The organism is Streptomyces sp. NPDC006510 (assembly GCF_040611955.1).
Classification (GTDB): Bacteria; Actinomycetota; Actinomycetes; order Streptomycetales; family Streptomycetaceae; genus Streptomyces.
The window spans coordinates 1-3,226 of sequence record NZ_JBEXPH010000381.1 but is presented as its reverse complement, the minus strand read 5'-3'; the positions used below and the strand labels follow the sequence as shown (position 1 = coordinate 3,226).

Here is a 3,226-nt window from a genome sequence, read left to right as displayed (position 1 = left end):
CTTAAGTTCAGCGGGTATTCCTACCTGATTCGAGGTCAACATTCGGAAGGTGGGGTGTTTAACGGCGTGGCCGCGCCCGGGTCCCGGTGCGAGTGGATATTACTACGCAGAGGTCGCCGCGGACGGGCCGCCACTCCATTTCGGGGCCGGCGGTGTTAGCGCCGGGTCCCCAACGCCGGGCTCTCCCAAAAAGAGGGGAGCTCGAGGGTTGAAATGACGCTCGAACAGGCATGCCCGCCAGAATTCTGGCGGGCGCAATGTGCGTTCAAAGATTCGATGATTCACTGAATTCTGCAATTCACATTACTTATCGCATTTCGCTGCGTTCTTCATCGATGCCAGAACCAAGAGATCCGTTGTTGAAAGTTTTGATTCATTTGTATTTTGCCTTGCGGCACACTCAGAAGAAACTGTAAAAACAAAAGAGTTTGTGGCCTCCGGCGGGCGCCTGGTTCCGGGCCGCGAAACCGAAGAGGTTCCGGGCGCCGGGGCGGCTCCGCCGAAGCAACGTAAAGGTATGTTCACATGGGTTTGGGAGTTGTAAACTCGGTAATGATCCCTCCGCTGGTTCACCAACGGAGACCTTGTTACGACTTTTACTTCCTCTAAATGACCGAGTTTGGAGAGCTTTCCGGCCCTGGGTGGTAGTTGCCCACCTCCCTGGGCCAGTCCGGACGCCTCACTGAGCCATTCAATCGGTAGTAGCGACGGGCGGTGTGTACAAAGGGCAGGGACGTAATCAACGCAAGCTGATGACTTGCGCTTACTAGGGATTCCTCGTTGAAGAGCAATAATTGCAATGCTCTATCCCCAGCACGACGGAGTTTAACAAGATTACCCGGGCCTTTCGGCCAAGGAAGTACTCGCTGGCTCCGTCAGTGTAGCGCGCGTGCGGCCCAGAACATCTAAGGGCATCACAGACCTGTTATTGCCTCAAACTTCCATCGGCTTGAGCCGATAGTCCCTCTAAGAAGCCAGCGTACTGCCAAAGCAATACGGGCTATTTAGCAGGTTAAGGTCTCGTTCGTTATCGCAATTAAGCAGACAAATCACTCCACCAACTAAGAACGGCCATGCACCACCACCCACAAAATCAAGAAAGAGCTCTCAATCTGTCAATCCTCATTGTGTCTGGACCTGGTGAGTTTCCCCGTGTTGAGTCAAATTAAGCCGCAGGCTCCACCCCTGGTGGTGCCCTTCCGTCAATTTCTTTAAGTTTCAGCCTTGCGACCATACTCCCCCTGGAGCCCAAGCACTTTGATTTCTCGTAAGGTGCCGAACGCGTCAAAAAATAACATCGTCCGATCCCTAGTCGGCATAGTTTATGGTTAAGACTACGACGGTATCTGATCGTCTTCGATCCCCTAACTTTCGTTCCTGATTAATGAAAACATCCTTGGCAAATGCTTTCGCAGTAGTTAGTCTTCAATAAATCCAAGAATTTCACCTCTGACAATTGAATACTGATGCCCCCGACTGTCCCTATTAATCATTACGGCGGTCCTAGAAACCAACAAAATAGAACCACACGTCCTATTTCATTATTCCATGCTAATGTATTCGAGCATAGGCCTGCCTGGAGCACTCTAATTTTTTCAAAGTAAAAGTCCTGTTTCCCCGTCACACCCAGTGAAGGGCATGAGGTTCCACAGAGGGAAAGGCCCGGCCGGACCAGTACACGCGGTGAGGCGGACCGGCCAGCCAGGCCCAAGGTTCAACTACGAGCTTTTTAACCACAACAACTTTAATATACGCTATTGGAGCTGGAATTACCGCGGCTGCTGGCACCAGACTTGCCCTCCAATTGTTCCTCGTTAAGGGATTTAAATTGTACTCATTCCAATTACAAGACCCAAAAGAGCCCTGTATCAGTATTTATTGTCACTACCTCCCCGTGTCGGGATTGGGTAATTTGCGCGCCTGCTGCCTTCCTTGGATGTAGTAGCCGTTTCTCAGGCTCCTTCTCCGGGGTCGAGCCCTAACCCTCCGTTACCCGTTGCAACCATGTTTGGCCAATACCCAAACATCGAAAGTTGATAGGGAAGAAATTTGAATGAACCATCGCCGGCGCAAGGCCGTGCGATTCGAGAAGTTATCATGAATCACCAAAGAGCCCAGAGGGCATTGGTTTTTAATCTAATAAATACATCCCTTCCGAAGTCGGGATTTTTAGCATGTATTAGCTCTAGAATTACCACGGTTATCCAAGTAGTAAGGTACTATCAAATAAACGATAACTTATATAATGAGCCATTCGCAGTTTCGCTGTATAATTGCTTATACTTAGACATGCATGGCTTAATCTTTGAGACAAGCATATGACTACTGGCAGAATCAACCAGATAACTATCGTCCGCCGCGGAAAAACGGCAACCGGTGCTGCGAGCAGCGCCGGAGAGATGTCAAGTTCACTGGGTGGCGTCCGGAGACGCGCCGGGCAAAGCACCTGCGGCAGGAGCCGTGGGCGCCGTGCGAGCCGGCAATCCGCTTTCCCACTCATGTGTTCCCCAGCGAAGCCGTCGACCACACTGAGCCCGAACGGGCGGCGTGTGGCCTGGGGCACGCCAGGAGAAGGACTCAGCGCCCGACTTCAGCCATTGCGGCGTCCGGCGGGCGTGGTTGCCTTCCGTTGCTCGATGGTAGAACTCGCCAGAGGCCAGTAATCCACAGAACCCATCCCTACAGCGGCGATTGCCGGGGCATTCGTCGCCTTCAGGGCATCCCCAGTACGCCGTGAAGCCTGAGCGACCGGTTTCGTGGGGGCCGACCAACACTATGAATCCCTCGCTAGCGAGACCGGAGCCTGCAAGCCTGTTCAAGGGACCACGCAATGAAAGTCTTCAAGATATGGTACAGTTGTTTGATTGCGGTTGTGTTGTGGCCGGCCGATTGCTCGACTGGCCACCCGCTCTCACATACCCTCCGAGCTCTCTGGTGGGGCGCCCCCGCCACCCGGCACTCGTTGGCCACTTTTGATTTCCCGCAAAATTCATTTGTATGGCAAATCCAAAAAATCGACTCACGAACATACATTTCCAACAACGCACCACCCCCCCCTCTCGGCGCCGGGTTTCTCGGCACCAGCGCGCCCCCAGGCCTGCCAGCAGCCAGCCCACGTATTTCTTTTGCCCTTGCCGCCGCCCCCAGATGGTACAGGGTAGGTTCAGGGTAGGCCTTACCCTGCACCCCGACACAGGCGCCACCAGGAGGCTTTAGAGGCTAGAAG

The 3,226-nt window shown here is 53.3% G+C and carries 1 rRNA gene; it reads right to left on the bottom strand.

Annotated features, from left to right (window positions below):
- Nucleotides 1-545: 545 nt before the first annotated feature.
- A 16S ribosomal RNA gene (locus ABZY11_RS43615) occupies nucleotides 546-2,350 on the bottom strand.
- Nucleotides 2,351-3,226 lie beyond the last annotated feature (876 nt).